The 324-nt window shown below is 43.2% G+C and carries 1 protein-coding gene; it reads right to left on the reverse strand.

Annotated elements, in window-relative coordinates:
* Positions 1-40: 40 nt before the first annotated feature.
* Positions 41-324 (reverse strand): ACP S-malonyltransferase (locus tag SB773_RS30725; protein WP_410594013.1); only part of this gene is annotated, 284 nt, incomplete at its 5' end.

Genomic DNA, 324 nt, shown 5'->3' on the forward strand with positions numbered 1-324 from the left:
CTTGACGCCCCTGTTACAAGTGCTTTTTTACCTTCGAGGATCATGCTTTTGCCCCCTTCAATGTTTCAATTGTTTTAGTTAGCGTTTCTATATCGGAGACCGAGTGAATTTGAACGGAACGATCGATCTTCTTTATTAATCCACCCAATACTTTCCCAGGGCCTACCTCGATGAACGTATCCACTCCCAATTCAAGTAGGGTTTTCACACTGTCCTCCCAGAGGACCGGTGAATACAGCTGTTCGATTAATTTTTCTTTTATTTCAGCAGGTGCAGTAATGGGCTTAGCCGTTACGTTTGAAATGACAGGAATTTGTGCCTGTT

It is taken from the genome of Bacillus sp. SIMBA_074 (genome assembly GCF_046534555.1).
In the GTDB taxonomy this organism is placed as follows: domain Bacteria; phylum Bacillota; class Bacilli; order Bacillales; family Bacillaceae_G; genus Bacillus_A; species Bacillus_A mycoides.